Annotated in this window: 14 protein-coding genes, 1 tRNA gene and 1 pseudogene; 8 read left to right on the top strand and 8 right to left on the bottom strand. The window is 72.2% G+C overall.

The genetic code is table 11. The annotated features are described in order from the left end of the window. Positions 1-3: 3 nt before the first annotated feature. The gene (locus FBY41_RS21790) at positions 4-630 is read right to left on the bottom strand and encodes an FHA domain-containing protein FhaB/FipA (protein WP_141847175.1); all 627 of its coding nucleotides are present in this window, start codon (positions 628-630) and stop codon (positions 4-6) included. Positions 631-633: 3 nt separating this feature from the next. Then, entirely contained in the window at positions 634-1,425 is a 792-nt protein-coding gene (locus FBY41_RS21785) for an FhaA domain-containing protein (protein ID WP_141847173.1), read from the bottom strand. Positions 1,426-1,691: 266 nt separating this feature from the next. Here FBY41_RS21785 and FBY41_RS21780 point away from each other — a divergent pair, with 266 nt between their 5' ends. Continuing rightward, positions 1,692-3,389, top strand: coding sequence for a MinD/ParA family ATP-binding protein (locus tag FBY41_RS21780; RefSeq protein WP_141847171.1), 1,698 nt, complete (start codon positions 1,692-1,694; stop codon positions 3,387-3,389). Positions 3,390-3,396: 7 nt separating this feature from the next. Then, positions 3,397-4,212: an NAD-dependent epimerase/dehydratase family protein gene (locus FBY41_RS21775; protein ID WP_141847169.1), complete on the top strand. Its 816-nt coding sequence runs from the start codon at positions 3,397-3,399 to the stop codon at positions 4,210-4,212. Here FBY41_RS21775 and FBY41_RS21770 read toward each other — a convergent pair. Next, positions 4,209-4,682, bottom strand: a complete 474-nt coding sequence (locus FBY41_RS21770; protein ID WP_141847167.1) for a MarR family winged helix-turn-helix transcriptional regulator — start codon at positions 4,680-4,682, stop codon at positions 4,209-4,211. The two genes, FBY41_RS21775 and FBY41_RS21770, sit on opposite strands and share 4 nt — an antisense overlap. Before the next feature lie 89 nt (positions 4,683-4,771). On the opposite strand from FBY41_RS21770, the gene FBY41_RS21765 reads away from it, so the two are divergent. From FBY41_RS21765 to FBY41_RS21745, 5 genes are all read left to right on the top strand, one after another. Further along, entirely contained in the window at positions 4,772-6,403 is a 1,632-nt protein-coding gene (locus FBY41_RS21765; protein WP_260439968.1) for a DHA2 family efflux MFS transporter permease subunit, read from the top strand. A 144-nt stretch (positions 6,404-6,547) separates the two neighbouring features. Then, positions 6,548-6,630: transfer RNA gene (locus FBY41_RS21760), tRNA-Leu, on the top strand. 381 nt (positions 6,631-7,011) lie between these two features. Continuing rightward, a complete protein-coding gene (locus FBY41_RS21755) occupies positions 7,012-7,938 on the top strand; it encodes a serine/threonine-protein kinase (protein ID WP_141842931.1) in 927 nt (308 codons plus the stop codon). Positions 7,939-8,031: 93 nt separating this feature from the next. Further along, a complete protein-coding gene (locus FBY41_RS21750; RefSeq protein WP_141842929.1) occupies positions 8,032-8,685 on the top strand; it encodes an LON peptidase substrate-binding domain-containing protein in 654 nt (217 codons plus the stop codon). Positions 8,686-8,735: 50 nt separating this feature from the next. Continuing rightward, positions 8,736-9,155 (top strand): VOC family protein, encoded by a 420-nt coding sequence (locus FBY41_RS21745; protein WP_141842927.1) that lies wholly within the window; start codon positions 8,736-8,738, stop codon positions 9,153-9,155. A 5-nt stretch (positions 9,156-9,160) separates the two neighbouring features. Here the strand turns inward: FBY41_RS21745 and FBY41_RS21740 are convergent, their stop codons facing one another. From FBY41_RS21740 to FBY41_RS21730, 3 genes are all read right to left on the bottom strand, one after another. Then, a complete protein-coding gene (locus FBY41_RS21740) occupies positions 9,161-10,420 on the bottom strand; it encodes a hypothetical protein (protein WP_141842925.1) in 1,260 nt (419 codons plus the stop codon). A 58-nt stretch (positions 10,421-10,478) separates the two neighbouring features. Next, positions 10,479-11,186 (bottom strand): M50 family metallopeptidase, encoded by a 708-nt coding sequence (locus tag FBY41_RS21735; RefSeq protein WP_141842923.1) that lies wholly within the window; start codon positions 11,184-11,186, stop codon positions 10,479-10,481. A gap of 119 nt (positions 11,187-11,305) precedes the next feature. Further along, positions 11,306-12,322: a 2-dehydropantoate 2-reductase gene (locus FBY41_RS21730; RefSeq protein ID WP_260439623.1), complete on the bottom strand. Its 1,017-nt coding sequence runs from the start codon at positions 12,320-12,322 to the stop codon at positions 11,306-11,308. Here FBY41_RS21730 and FBY41_RS21725 point away from each other — a divergent pair. Further along, the gene (locus tag FBY41_RS21725; protein WP_141842921.1) at positions 12,321-12,815 is read left to right on the top strand and encodes a metallophosphoesterase family protein; all 495 of its coding nucleotides are present in this window, start codon (positions 12,321-12,323) and stop codon (positions 12,813-12,815) included. The genes FBY41_RS21730 and FBY41_RS21725 overlap by 2 nt on opposite strands. A gap of 8 nt (positions 12,816-12,823) precedes the next feature. Here FBY41_RS21725 and FBY41_RS21720 read toward each other — a convergent pair whose 3' ends face one another. Both FBY41_RS21720 and FBY41_RS21715 read right to left on the bottom strand, forming a co-directional pair. Continuing rightward, complete coding sequence (locus FBY41_RS21720) at positions 12,824-13,276, bottom strand: GNAT family N-acetyltransferase (RefSeq protein WP_141843287.1); 453 nt, start codon at positions 13,274-13,276, stop codon at positions 12,824-12,826. Positions 13,277-13,389: 113 nt separating this feature from the next. Further along, positions 13,390-13,817: pseudogene (locus FBY41_RS21715) on the bottom strand (DUF427 domain-containing protein). Positions 13,818-14,147 lie beyond the last annotated feature (330 nt).

Raw genomic sequence — 14,147 nt, 5'->3', positions numbered from 1 at the left:
CGATCAGCCCCGGAGCTCGAGGACGGTCTTGCCGATGCGCAGGGTGGTGCCGATCTCGACGGGACGCGCGGAGGTGAGCTTGTCGCGGCCGATGAAGGTGCCGTTGGTCGAGCCGAGGTCCTCGACGACCCAGCCGCCGCGGTTGGTCGGGTCGGGATAGATGCGGCAGTGCCGGCCCGAGGCGTAGTCGTCATCGAGCACGAGGGCGCACTCGGGGTTGCGGCCGATGAGCAGCCCGCCGCTGCGCAGCGGGAGGGTCGTGCCCGTGAGCGGACCCTCCGTGACGACGAGGGTCGTCGGCGCACCCTTGCCCCGGCCGCGGCCCCAGCGCGGAGCGGGGGCACCGTCGGCGGGAGCAGAGACGGGAACGGGCGCACCCGGGGCCCCTGCGGCACCGGCGGCGACTCCAGCAGCGCCAGCGGCACCACCGGCACCGACGGCGGCCGGTTGCGGTGCGCGGGCGGCCTTGCGCTGCTCCTTGGCCTGGCGCTTGGCGGCCTTGCGCTGGCCGCGCCGGCTCACGGCCGTGCCGTAGAGGTCGGTGCGCAGCACCGCGACGACGCTGAAGATGAAGATCCACAGCAGCGCGAGAAGACCCAGCCGCAGCAGGGTGAGGGTGAGCTCACTCATCCGTCACCGCCGCCCGGCACGGAACGTCGCCGAGGTGCGGCCGAGCGTGACGCGGTCACCGTCGTGCAGGCGCTGGCTCGAGATGCGGTCGCCGTTGACGAACGTGCCGTTGGTGGAGTTGAGGTCGCGGATCGAGGTGATGAGGTGCGGCCCGTCGGTCGTCACGCGAATCTCGCTGTGCCGCCTCGAGACTCCCGGATCGTCGACGACGATGTCTGCGGAGTCGTCTCGGCCGAGCGTCGTCAGGCTGCCGAGCAGCGGGTAGCGGTCGCCGTTGATGTCGAGCCACGGGCGCGAGGACGGGTTGGTGCGCGGCGCCGGGCGGGGCGGCACCGGCCGCTCGTCGACGACGGTGCCGCTGGGCACGCGCGGCGGCACGCCGCGGGCCGGGGCGGCTGGGGGCGGCTCGAGGTCCTGGCCGCCGCGCTTCGAGGTGGCCGGGCGCACGCGGAAGACGCCCGTCTCGAGCCCTTCGCCCTCGATGAGGTTGACCTCGAGGGGGCCGTGCGGCTGGTAGCCCTGCGAGTCGGCGTGCTCCTGGGCCGCGGCGACGAGGTCCTCGGAGAGCTCGTCCTCGTAGTCGCCGAGCCGCTCGTAGTCCGTCTCGCTGAGCTCGATCGTGTAGAGGTTGGGCACCATGGCCCGCCCGTGACCGAGCAGCGCCGCGCGGTCGTCCATGGCGCGCCGGATCGCCGAGGCGATCTCGACCGGCTGGACCTCGGACTTGAACGCCTTGGCGAAGGCACCGTGGACCGCCTTGGCGAGCCCGTGCTCGACTCGGTTGATGATCCCCACCGTGGTGTCTCCTTCTGCCTCTGAGCGCTTCATCGTAACGGGCGGGGCACCCTGCAGCCCCCACCGACAAGCCCGCAGCACGGCATACGTGCGCGGGCTGTGCCGCGGCTGTGGACGTCACGCCCTGGCGTCCACAGCCACGGGCAGCGGGTTTGCCGCGAGCGGCAGTCGTGGGACGATCACACGGGGTGCCCGCACCGGGTGGCCGCGCAGGTCGGGCCCCCGGTGGGCGCGGCAGAACTGCGGCAGACGGCAAGGAGTGCTCGATGAGCAAGGATGAGACGGGAAGCGACGAGGTCCGGGGGCTGCCCGGATACCCGGCCAACAACTCGATCCCGAGCGGATTCGCACTGCCGATCCCGCTGGCGCCGGCGCCGACCCACCTCGAGGAGGCCGAGCCGGCCGACCCGTGGTCGTCCACGTGGGAGGACACGTCGTGGCACATCAGCGGCGACACCGACGAGACGACGAACGGTGTGCCCGCGTCGGGCGTCGTCAACGGGGCTGACGGTGTCGACGCTGTCGACGGGGTCGACAGCACCGACTGGTCCGACTCCTACGAGTACGGCGGTGAGTACCCCGCCGGCTACGGCCAGTACGAGCAGAACGGCTCGCACGGAGACGCCGCTGCGACATGGACCACGGCCGACGACGGCCTGGACGGCGCCTCGGCGCCGGCGAGCTGGGAGACGTGGGAGCCGTCCGACGGCTCGACCGAGGGGGACACAGTCATGAGCACGAACCACTGGGCCGAGCGGCAGCACGATGCCGACGTCGCCGACGCCTCGCAGGAGGAGTACTCCGGCTGGACGCCGGCGGGCTACGCCGGGGGCGACGTGTCGCCGACCATCGGCTCCACCGACCACACCGCCGCGATGCAGGCGTATGCCGCCCGCCCGGCCCTCGACCCAGACGTGGCCGCCGCCGTCGAGGAGGGCTACGTCGACCCTGCCGAGCTCGAGCGGTCGACCGCGCTGCGCGGGCCGTCGGACCCCGACACCGGCTACGACCTGACGCCCGTGCGGTCGCGCGCCGGCACCTCCGAGCGGCCGAGCGCCGAGGACCTCATCACGGCCCGGTCCAAGGGCGAGCGGCAGAAGGTCAAGGCCAACTCCGGGCTGCGCAAGGCCTTCGGCCTGGGCCCGAGCGTCAAGGAGCTGCTCGAGCGCGACCGGGTCGACCGCATCGCCCGACCCCTCAACGGCCGCAAGACGATCATGGTCATCAACACCAAGGGCGGCGGTGGCAAGACGCTCGTCACGATGATGCTCGCGAGCTACCTCGGCCGCTACCGCTCCGGCTCGGTGCTCGCGTGGGACAACAACGAGACCGAGGGCACTCTCGGCATGCGTGCGCCCTCGCAGCCGCACCACCGCACCGTCGTCGACCTGCTCGCGGCGCTCCCGCAGATCGCCCGCGACCCGAACGCCGGCACGAGCGAGCTCGAGCACTGGGTGCGCGAGCAGCGCGGCCTCAGCTTCGACGTGCTCGCCTCGGCCGACGACGACGAGGCGATGCGCATCATCGGTGAGCAGGAGTTCGAGGACCTCCACACGCAGCTGTCGCGGTTCTACCGGATGATCGTCATCGACACCGGCAACAACCGCCTCTCGCCCAACTGGCTGGCGGCGGCGGCCCGGGCCGACATGCTCGTCTTCGCCACCTCGCTCAAGGACGACACGTCGGTCGTCGCGGCCAAGAACCTCGACGCCCTCGTGACGATGGGGCGGGGCGACCTCGTGCGCAACGCCGTCTGCGTCATCTCGCACACCTCGGCGAAGGGCAACGACGTCGGGGCCGGCGTGCACACCCGCGAGCACTTCGAGCAGTGGGTCAGGGCCGTCGTCGACATCCCCTACGACCCGATGCTCGCTCCGGGCCTGCACCTCGACCCGCTCAAGATCGCCAAGAAGACGCACGAGGCGTGCATGGAGATGGCGGCCGTCGTCGTCGACGGTCTCTGACAGAGTCGTGTCGCTCATCGCGATGACCGGCGCCGCCGGTCGCATCGCGACGGCCATCCGGCCCCTGCTGCTCGAGGCCGGGCACTCCCTCGTGCTGTGCGACGCCGCCGAGGTGTCAGCCGTGACGCCGGGCGAGCGGGTGGTGCGTGCCGACCTGCGTGACATCGACGCGCACGTCGCCGCCTTCGTCGGCGCTGACCTCGTGGTGCACCTCGGCGCCCTGGCCGACGAGCGTCCCTGGCCCGACCTGCTCGCCGTCAACGTCGACGGCACCCGCGCGGTGTGCGAGGCGGCGCGGCTGGCCGGGGTCGACCGGCTGCTCCTGGCGAGCTCGGTGCACGCGGCGGGCTACCTGCCTGCTGACTCGACCGCAGCCTGCGACGGGATGCCGCTGCCCGCTCCCGACACGTACTACGGCGTGAGCAAGGCGGCGGTGGAGGCACTCGGGGCGCTCTTCGCCGGGCGCTTCGCGATGACGGTGGTCAGCGCCCGCATCATGGCCTTCAGCGCTCGCCCCGTCGGCGCCTACGGCCTGCACTGGTGGCTCTCGCCCGCCGATATGGCGCGGCTCGTCCTCGTCACGCTGACGACGCGAAACGGTGGACACCACGTCGTGTGGGGCGTCTCCCGCAACACGCGCAGCCACGTCGACCCGGCTCCGGGGCTCGCCATCGGCTTCGACCCGCAGGACGACGCCGAGCTCCACGCCGCCGAGATCGAACGCAGCGGTCCGGCCGGTTCACCCCGTCTGCTCGGTGGTGTGTTCGCCGATGCCGACTACCGGCTCGGTGAGCCGCACGGCGGCCCGACTGCGCCGCGCTAGGAGTCCTGCGCGAAGGCACGGTAGGCCGCCGCGGCAGCCTCGAGGTAGCGCTGGATGGCGGCGCGCTCGCTCGGGGTGAAGTCCTCCGAGACGGCGTCGAGCCGCTCGAGCAGGTCGGCGAGCTGGCCTCGCACCGCGGCCTTGGCGCTCTCGGTCGGCACGAGCCGCACCCGCCGCCGGTCTGCCGGGTTGCGCTCGCGCAGCAGGTGGCCGGCGGCCTCGAGCCGGTCGATGAGGTCGGTCGTCGCTGCGGGAGTGATGCCGAGGCGCGAGCTCAGCTCTCCGGGCCCGAGCTGCTCGGCGGCATACGCGATGTGGCTCATGGCGGCGAGGTCGGTGGGGTGCATCGTCATGCGGCGCGCGAGGGCCGTGCTGGCCTCGGAGCCCGCGGTGGCGAGGTCTCGCAGCGCCACGGTCTCCGGGGCATGCGGTGGCCGCCCGGAGGCGCCACTGCTTGACGGACCTTCCATCTGGCGATTGTATGGCCGTGACAGATACTACGGTCGTCTAACTATTAGGCAGGATGCGCCGATCCGGCCCTCGCAGAATCGAGGTCATCGTGTCCGACGGGAACTCACGCCGCCGCTGGTACGGGCTCGTCGCCATCAGCATCGCGGTCGCTCTCATCATCGTCGACTCGACGATCGTCAACGTGGCCGTGCCGAACATCGTCAACGATCTCGGCCTCACCTCGTCGCAGGTGCAGTGGGTGCAGGAGTCCTACACGCTCGTCTTCGCGGCCACCCTGCTCATCTGGGGTGCGCTCGCCGACCGCATCGGGCGCCGGCGGATGCTGCTCATCGGCGTCGTCGTCTTCGTCGTCGCGTCCGGGCTCGCCGCCGTCGCGAACTCGGGCGAGGCGCTCATCGGCGCCCGGATCATCCAGGGCTTCGGCGGGGCGATGATCCTGCCGACGACGCTCTCGCTCATCAACGTCGGCTTCACCGGACGCGACCGCGGCATCGCCTTCGCCGTGTGGGGCTCGACGATCGGTGGCATGGTCGCCCTCGGACCGCTGCTCGGAGGGTGGCTGACGACCTCCTTCTCGTGGCGGTGGGCCTTCGGCATCAACCTGCCGATCGGCCTCATCATCGTGGCCGGGGTCCTCCTCTTCGTCGACGAGTCGCGCGCCGACGAGGACCGGGGCATCGACGTCGTCGGCGCCCTGCTGTCGGCGGTGACCTTCGCGTCCCTCGCCTTCGGGCTCATCGAGGGGCGCACCTACGGCTGGTGGAGCAGCACGAAGCCGTTCGAGCTCGGCTCGTGGACGTGGCCCTTCGCCATCTCGCCGGTGCCGGTCGCCTTCGCCATCACGCTCATCGCGGGGAGCATCTTCGTCGTGCGCACCCTGCGACGCACCGCCGCGGGACTGCCGACCCTCTTCCGCTTCGACCTGTTCGGCATCAACTCCTTCCGCAACGGCAACATCGCCGCGCTCATCGTCAGCCTCGGCGAGTTCGGCATCGTCCTGTCGCTGCCGCTGTGGCTGCAGAACGTCCTCGGCTACACCGCCTTCCAGACCGGTCTCGTGCTGCTCGGCCTGGCCATCGGCTCGTTCACCGCCAGCGGGATCTCCGCCGCGCTGAGCCGTCACCTCCAGCCCGCCGCGATGGTCCGCGCGGGCATCGTGGCCGAGATCGTCGGCATCGCGGCCCTCGGCCTCGTCATCAGCCCGACGTCGTCGTGGCTCGCCGTCGTGCCGTGCCTCTTCGTCTACGGCTTCGGCGTCGGGCTCGCGACCGCCCAGCTCACGGGCGTCGTGCTCGTCGACGTGCCGGTCCAGCGCAGCGGCGAGGGCTCCGGCCTGCAGTCGACGGCGCGGCAGATCGGCTCGGCGCTCGGCATCGCCATCCTCGGCACCGTCCTTTTCACCACGGCGGCGGTGAGCCTGGAGAACGGCCTCGAGGACCTCGGGGTGCCGCCCGCTGCCCGCACCGGCATCGTCAACGCCGTCGTCGACAGCGCCGGCGGGGCCATCCCGGGGCTGTCGGGCGACCCGCGCACCGCAGCCGCGGCCCCCGTGGCGCAGCAGGCGTTCTCCGACGCGACGCGGAATGCCGCCTTCACCGCCGCCGGCTTCCTCGTCCTCGGGCTGCTCGCCACCCTCTCGCTCGGCGACCGCCCTCGTGGGCGGCACGCACCGGGGTATGCCGCCCAGGAAGGCCCCGCAGACACCCCCGCTCTCACCTAGGGCTGAGACCCAGACGGGGACATCACACGGCACGGCGCCTCTGGGGTGCGCCGTGCCGTGTGGTGTGGGAGCGGGACCGAGCCCACGGGGCGCCACCCGGTTTGGCGATCCGGCGCGGCATACAGCACACTGTGTCCTTGTCACGCGCGAGTGGCGGAACGGCAGACGCGCTGGCTTCAGGTGCCAGTGTCCGAAAGGGCGTGGGGGTTCAAATCCCCCCTCGCGCACGCGATGACGAGGGGCCCCAGTTCACGGAACCGGGGCCCTTTGCGCTGTCGTGGGGGCCCTTCGTCATCGCGTATGGACAGGTGGATTTGGGAGGAGCCGGAGCGAAGCGGAGGCGACGGTTCCCCCCTCGCGACAGTTCTCCTCCGCGCCTGAACCCGCACTGTCCGGCTGGGAGCGTTACTCAATCCATCGGCAAGGCAGATGTTCGCGGGCCCGCGTCGGCGGGTATGGGAGGCCCGTGCCTCGGGGGCACGGGCGGGAGTGTGCCGCCCACGCGATGCGGCCACCACCGCACGCGGTCCCGTACCATTCCTGCTGACGAAGGCCTCCGAGATGTCGAACGACGTGCACCTTCTGTCCGAAAGGCCCGAGGTGCTGACATGAACCGTTTGCAGGAAGGATTCGTGCTCGGCCACCGCTATCGCCTCGAGAAGCGGATCGCCTCCGGCGGCATGGCTGACGTCTGGGCCGGCACCGACGACGTGCTCCAGCGCAGTGTCGCGGTCAAGGTCATGCGTCCCGACGCGGACCACGAGCGGCTCTTCGCCCTTCGCTTCCGCGACGAGGCGGTGCACTCGGCAGGGCTCATGCACACCAACATCGCGACGGTCTTCGACTACGGCGAGGACGACGGGCTCGCGTTCCTCGTCCAGGAGCTCGTCGACGGTGAGCCGCTGTCCAAGATCCTCGCCGAGCGCGCCCCGCTCGACTCGGGTGAGGTGCGCTCGATCCTCGGGCAGGCCGCCCTCGCGCTCGGGGTGGCCCACGAGGCCCGGGTCGTGCACCGCGACGTCAAGCCCGCCAACATCCTCGTGCGACCCGACGGCGTCGTGAAGCTCACCGACTTCGGCATCGCGCGTGCCCTCGACGCCAGCGGTCACACCCAGCACGGCGAGATGCTCGGCACGCCCAACTACATCAGCCCCGAGCAGGCCCTCGGTCACGCCGCGACCGGCGCCAGCGACCTCTATGCCCTCGGCGTCGTCGGCCACGAGATGCTCTCGGGCAAGCGTCCCTTCGACCGGGGCACCCCGATCGCCACAGCTCTCTCGCACGTCAACGAGCCGCCGCCGCCACTCCCTGACGAGATCCCGCAGGACCTGCGTGAGCTCATCGCCGACTGCCTAGAGAAGGACCCGGAGAAGCGCCCGGCCAACGCCAACGACATCGCGGTCCGCCTCGGCCTCGGCGACCAGGAGGCGATGGGGCTCGCGCTCGGCTTCGCGCAGGCGCTGACGAGCTCGGCCGGCGACCTCGAGGACCAGCTCGCCGCCACCCAGTTCATGGCGAGCCCCGTCCAGGACTGAGCACGCGAGATGGAGCGCACGCGCCGGTGCCCAGCGCCGGCCTGCGGCCCGTCCAGGGCTGGCGCGCCCGCCGTCGCGACCTAGGCTGGACTCATGGCAACCCTGCCGCTCTTTCCTCTCGGCACCGTCCTCATGCCGGGCGCCCAGCTGCCGCTGCAGATCTTCGAGCCGCGCTACGTCGCCCTGCTCCGTGACCTGCTCGCGGGGCAGGACGAGCGCTCGCCGCTCTTCGGGGTCGTCGCGATCCGCGAGGGCTACGAGGTCGGCGACGACGGCGTCCGGGCGCTGCACCCCGTCGGGTGTGCGGCCCTGCTGACCCAGGCCGCGGCCCTCGAGGGCGAGCGCTTCCTCGTCGTCTCCGTCGGCACCGACCGCTTCCGCCTCGACGGCATCGACCCCGCGGCGACCACGCCCTACGTGACGGGCGACGTCACCTGGCTCGACGAGCCCGAGGGTGACGACCTGCGCGTCACCGCCCTCGCCGAGCGCGTGCGGGAGCAGCTGCTCGCCTTCGCCGCCCTCCTCGGGCAGGACGAGCCGGAGCTCCCCGAGGACAACCGGCTGCTGTCGTACGCCGTCCCGCAGGTCGTGTCGCTCGACCTGCCCGACCGGCAGTCCCTCCTCGAGAGCACCGACACGGAGTCCCGCCTGCGACTCGGCCTCGCCCTCGTGCGGCGCGAGTGCGAGTTCGCGACGGCGCTGGGGGCCGTGTCACCACCGCCCCACCCACCGATGAACCTCAACTGAGCCCAGGCATCTCGCCCGCCCGGGAGAACCGGCGTCGTAGGGTCGGGGGCGTGTTCACGACTCCTCAGGTCAACCTCTACTCGCGCGACGTGGAGCGCACCGCCGCCTTCTACGCCCACCTCGGCTTCGTCGAGTCCTTCCGCACCCCGATGCTCGGTGCGGCCGAACACATCGAGCTCAAGCTCGAAGGACTGACGCTCGGGGTCGGCTCGGCCGAGGCGGGGCGCCGCGACCACGATCTCGACATCCGGCTCGACGAGCGGGGACGCGGCGCCGAGATCGTGCTCTGGACCCACGACGTCGAGGCGGCCTTCGCGCTTGCGACGCGCATCGGGGCCCGTGTCCTGCAGGAGCCGCACGACGTGCGCGGCCTGCGCATCGCCTACGTCCTCGACCCCGACGACAACCCGGTCGAGTTCGTCCAGCACCGCGACGTCAGCGACCCCCCGACCACGCAACCCATCGCGTAGCCGCGTCAGGCGGCGACCTCGGCGGGCCGGATGCTCCGCCAGGTGAGCACCCCGGCCACGACCGTCACGACGACGAGGGTGATGGCCAGCCACACCGGCAGGTCGACCGCGAGCAGCACGATGACCGCGACGAGAGCCACGGCCCCCGCGACGAGCGGGGTGTGGTGCCATGCGACCGCCGCACCCCAGGCCCGGCTCGCCGTACCGCCGACGGATCGCCTCAGGCCCGTCGCCCGCGGGCCGCTGCCGGTCACTGCCGTCACGATGACTGCGGCGAGGGCGAGCCAGCCGATGATGCGCAGGATGTCGCGCAGCCGGTCCGTCACCGCCGTGACGACGGAGCCCGCGGCCCCACGGTTGGCCGGATTGAGACCCGAGATGGCGTAGTCGCTGCCTACCCGCACCGCGACGAGGGTGAGGAGTGCTGCCACGAGGACGCCGCCGAGGGTGAGCATCGTCGCGCGCCAGCGGCGACTCGCGAGCAGGACTCCACCGATGAGCAGGCCGAGGTTCACGACGAGCAGCACCCAGGGCAACCCCTTGATGAGCTGGTAGGTGGTCTTGGCCTGGCTGAGGCGCTGGCCGTCGCCGACAACGATCGTGCCGCCGACCTCCGGGAGCTTGGACGCGCCCGGCACGCCGGCGTCCTCGAGGGCGACCTTGACCTTTGCGGAGAGAGCCGACAGGTCCACGACGAGCTCGCCGCTGTTCTGCTGGGTGAGCACCGCGGTCTCGCCCTCGAGCAGGCGGATGAGCTGGGTGTGCGCCACCTGGTTCGCGCCCGTCCAGACGTTGGCGAAGGCCTCACTCGTCACGACCTGGTCGACGATCCGCCGCACCAGAGCCTCGGTGCGGTCCTGGATCGGAGACTGGAGCAGGCTGAGGGCCTGCGCGAGCTGGGGCGGCGTCCCCTTCTCCACGAGCGCATCGGTGAGCGAGCCCATGATGTCGAGCTTCGACAGCTCCGTCATGATGCGATCCGTCAGCTGCACCTCGACGGCGGCCTGCACCTCCGGGTCGCTCGCCAGTGGACCGACGACGGAGAGGTAGGAGTCGGTGTTGGTGACGGTGTCGCGCACCCAGAAGGAGGTGGCGGTCACCGGCACGAGCACGCAGCCGATCACGATCATGAGCGCCGAGAGGATGGAGAGCCATCGTCTGCGGGGCGAGACCGGCTCTGCCGTGGGATGCACGGGCGTGCCCGGAGGTGACGCAGTGGTGGTCGGCGTCGTGGGGACCGGGACGGTGTCGCCGTTGGAGCTCATACTCCCAGCGTGGCTCCCCGCGGCGCCGGGGGCCTCATCCGTGGGGAGTGATTCCCGCTCAGCGCAGAGCGTGCAGCACCTCGACGGCGACGACCCAGGTCGCGGCGGCACAGACGAGGACGAAGCTCGCGTTCCACACCGCCCGCGGGAGGTGGCTGAGGGCCGCGAGCACCCCCGGGTCGCTGCCGGAGCTGTGGTCGCCGAGCACGGCCGACAGGTGGCGCCAGGCGCCCACGAGGAGCACGCACCCGAGGCCGAGCAACACCTGCGGCTGCAGGGTGTCGCTGCGCCACCACCAGAGTGCCCCGAGCCAGGAGAGGGCCGCGAGGACGACGAGCACCGTGAGGGCCGACCGCACCCGGATGAGCGCGAAGAGGAGGATGACGATCATGGCGGTGATGACGGGCGCCGACCAGCCCCGCAGCGCCGCCCAGACGACGCCCGCCCCGAGCAGGGCCGGCATCGGGTAGCCCGACCACGTCGAGACGATGCGCCCGGGCCCGCGGGAGGGACCGCGCGTCACCGCGTGCCCCGACATGTCGCCACGCAGCACGAAGCCGGTGAACTGTCGGCCGGCGACGATCCCGACGCCTGCGTGCCCGAGCTCGTGCACGAGGGTCACCCCGAGGCGCACGACCTGCCACACCGGCGGCGTGATGACGACGATGAGGGCGAGAAGCAGCACGATCGTCAGCTGGGGTGCGTTCAGCGCGACCTCACCCGACGCCGGGCGGGCACGGGCCGCGATTGCGTCGAACCACTCCACGGACAGCAGAACCTAGCCGACGGTCCTGTCACGTCGGACCGGGCCTCCGGCACGAACCGTCAGCCGATGAGCGCGCCGGGGTGCCGCGAGGTCAGCACCTCGAGGAGGAGACGGTGCAGCTACACGTCGACGCCCGACGCCTCCCCCAGTCGCACGACCGCCCCGGTCCACGCGTCGAGCTCGGAGGGCCTGCCCTCGAGCAGGTCGCGCTGCAGCGAGGTCGTCGCGTCGGCGGGCTGGTCGTCGACGAAGGCCATCGTGCCGGCGACGACCTTCTCGGGCAGGTGGATGCCGCGGGCCCGGGCCAGCGTCTCCACCTCGCGCATCGCGTCCTGCAGCAGGGCTCGACGAGCCGGGTTCGAGCGGAGCTCGCCGATCGTCGCGTCGAGGGCCGCCCCGAGCCCACCGAAGGGCACGACGAAGAGCATCTTCGACCACAGCTCCGCCCAGATGTCGTCCGGCACGGGCGAGACGGCGCCGGATGCCGTCACGGCCTCGCGCAGCCGGGTGACGCGTGCCGAGGGGGCCCCGGGCAGGGTCGACCACTCGTCGAAGGCGAGCGACGCCGGCCCTCCCGCGTGGGTGATGCGCCCCGGTGCGTCGATGTAGGCGAAGATCTTGGCGATGCCGGGCAGCACCGCCTCGCGCCCGACGACCGCGGCGACCTGGTCGGGGGCCTCGACGCCGTTCTGGGTGGTGACAACCGCCGTGTCCGACCCCATGAGGGTGGGCAGCACCTCGAGCACGGGCGCGAGCTGCCACGTCTTCACGGCGAGCAGCACGGTGTCGACCTCGCCAATCGAGGCCGGGTCGTCGGTGACGCGCGCCGGCTCGACCGTGAAGTCGCCTGCCACGCTCGTGACGACGAGCCCGTGGTCACGGATCGCCTCGAGGTGCGGCCCGCGCGCGAGGAACGTGACCTCGTGGCCGGCTGCCGCGAGCCGCCCGCCGAAGTAGCCGCCGATCCCACCCGTGCCGAGCACCGCGATGCGCATGAGCGTGCCTCCTCGTCGCCGGGCCCGCCGTCGGACCCACCGGACCATCATCGCGCCGCGCTCACCGCTGGCGGTAGCGTCGGTGAGCGACGTCTCGTCGGGACGCATCGGAGACAGGACATCAGCCCATGGCGCGGTCATGAGAGTTCTCGTCCTGTCGGACACCCACGCCCCGCGGCGGTGGAGGGCGTGCCCGCCGGCCCTGCTGCCCGAGCTCGACGCCGCCGACGTCATCCTCCACGCGGGCGACGTGTGCACCCCCGACGTGCTCGACCTGCTCGCCGGCTTCGCGCCGCTGCACGTCGTCATGGGCAACAACGACGTCGCCGAGGTCGCCGAGTGGGGGGCTCCCGAGACCCTCGAGCTCGAGCTCGCAGGCCTGCGCATCGGCATGATCCACGACAGCGGGCAGCGGCAGGGCCGCACCGCCCGACTGCGCCGGCGCTTCCCGACCGCCGACCTCGTCGTCTTCGGGCACTCGCACATCCCCCTCGACGAGACGGGCGACGGCGTGCGCATCCTCAACCCCGGCTCGCCCACCGACCGCCGTCGTCAGCCGGCAGGCACCTTCGCCGTCCTCGACGTGCGGGACGGCACGCTCGTCGAGGCCCGCATCGAGCAGCTTCCACGCTGACGGCGAGGTCAGAGCTCGCGCACGTAGCAGAGCATCCGGTAGTCGGTGCCGGGCTCGATGTTGGCGAAGCCATGCCGCTCGTAGAAGCGGCGGGTGTCCACATCGATCTCGTCGACGTTGATGTGCATCTCGCCGGCCCCGCGCTCGCTAACCCTGCGCAGCGCGTCGACGAGGATCAGCGTGCCGATCCCCCGGTCCCGCAGCGTCGGTCGCACGTACAGCTCCTCGAGCTGAGCGAGCGGCCCGTCGTGGTAGGGCGTCGGTCGAAGGGTGAGCAGCGCCAGGCCGACGGGGATCGGGTGCGCGTCGGGTCCGTCGGGTCCGACGGGTCCGTCGTGGAGGTCGGCCTCGGCGAGCAGGACGAGCACGTCGTCCCGCATCAGCAGCGACCGGAACCGCGTCGTGAACTCCGCGGCCGTAGGGCCCGACGTCTCGAACTCGTCGTTGAAGTCGCGCAGCATCCCGCCGACCGTGGAGGAGTCCGCGACCGTGGCGAGCCGCACCGACGCCCGAAGCGGGCCGTCGACCAGCGGCGGCTCCGGCGGCTCCGGCGGCTCCGGCGGCACCACCGGTGTCACCAGCCCCAGGAGCCGGGGCCGCCCTTGAACGGGCCGACGACGCGGTCGGTGATCCAGCCGCCGTAGAAGCCGCCCTCCTGCGGCCGGACCCGCTCGCCGTCGACGAAGCACGCGTCGACGAGCCCGGGCATGACGGCGACGTGACCGGCCAGGACGGCATACGCCGCAACCGGTGTCGGGTAGTGCCACGCGGCCCGAGGAGCCCGCCGCCCACCACCGACGACGTCGAAGTACGCCGCGCGTCCCTTCCACTCGCACCACGCCGTGGCTGCCCTCGACGGGAACGAGGCGCCGGGCACGAAAGGCGCCCTGGGAAGGTAGTAGTGTCGGCGGGTGGCTCGTCTCGAGGACGCGCAGCGACGACCGGGTGCGGGCGACGACTCACCCCGAGGGCACCTCGACCGAGCTCGTCGCTCGGCTCCACGGCGGGCGGGCGCGGGTAGTCCCAGACCGACTCCTGCCCGGGCCCTGCGGCAGGCGCCCGGCCGGCTCACGAGCTGCTCCCGCAAGATCTCCTCGAGCCCGCGGGCGAGCGGTCGATGTCGGAGACGTTCGTGTAGGGCGCGAGGCCCTCCGCAGCCCACCCGTGGGCCGAGCCCGAGGTGGTGGCTGCACTCCCACGCGTAGAAGTGCCCGGCGGGCGCGTTGACGCCGCGCTCGGCGAGCCCCGCGCGCAGGTCCTGCGGGTCGTGGCCCTCGACGGTGATCAGCAGCGTCGGCGTGCGCCGCTTCGCGAGGCGTATGCCGTGAGGCC

The organism is Humibacillus xanthopallidus, from assembly GCF_006716675.1.
Taxonomy (GTDB): Bacteria; Actinomycetota; Actinomycetes; order Actinomycetales; family Dermatophilaceae; genus Humibacillus; species Humibacillus xanthopallidus_B.
The sequence above is the reverse complement of the archived record's forward strand: the minus strand, read 5'-3'. Positions and strand labels throughout refer to the sequence as shown.

Bases quoted from the DNA above. Each gene is read 5' to 3' on its own strand.
- FBY41_RS21750 (WP_141842929.1), top strand. From the start codon at position 8,032: ATGGCAACCCTGCCGCTCTTTCCTCTCGGCACCGTCCTCATGCCGGGC.
- FBY41_RS21730 (WP_260439623.1), bottom strand. From the start codon at position 12,322: ATGACCGCGCCATGGGCTGATGTCCTGTCTCCGATGCGTCCCGACGAG.
- FBY41_RS21720 (WP_141843287.1), bottom strand. From the start codon at position 13,276: ATGCTGCGCGACTTCAACGACGAGTTCGAGACGTCGGGCCCTACGGCC.
- FBY41_RS21780 (WP_141847171.1), top strand. From the start codon at position 1,692: ATGAGCAAGGATGAGACGGGAAGCGACGAGGTCCGGGGGCTGCCCGGA.
- FBY41_RS21725 (WP_141842921.1), top strand. From the start codon at position 12,321: ATGAGAGTTCTCGTCCTGTCGGACACCCACGCCCCGCGGCGGTGGAGG.
- FBY41_RS21790 (WP_141847175.1), bottom strand. From the start codon at position 630: ATGAGTGAGCTCACCCTCACCCTGCTGCGGCTGGGTCTTCTCGCGCTG.
- FBY41_RS21740 (WP_141842925.1), bottom strand. From the start codon at position 10,420: ATGAGCTCCAACGGCGACACCGTCCCGGTCCCCACGACGCCGACCACC.
- FBY41_RS21755 (WP_141842931.1), top strand. From the start codon at position 7,012: ATGAACCGTTTGCAGGAAGGATTCGTGCTCGGCCACCGCTATCGCCTC.
- FBY41_RS21770 (WP_141847167.1), bottom strand. From the start codon at position 4,682: ATGGAAGGTCCGTCAAGCAGTGGCGCCTCCGGGCGGCCACCGCATGCC.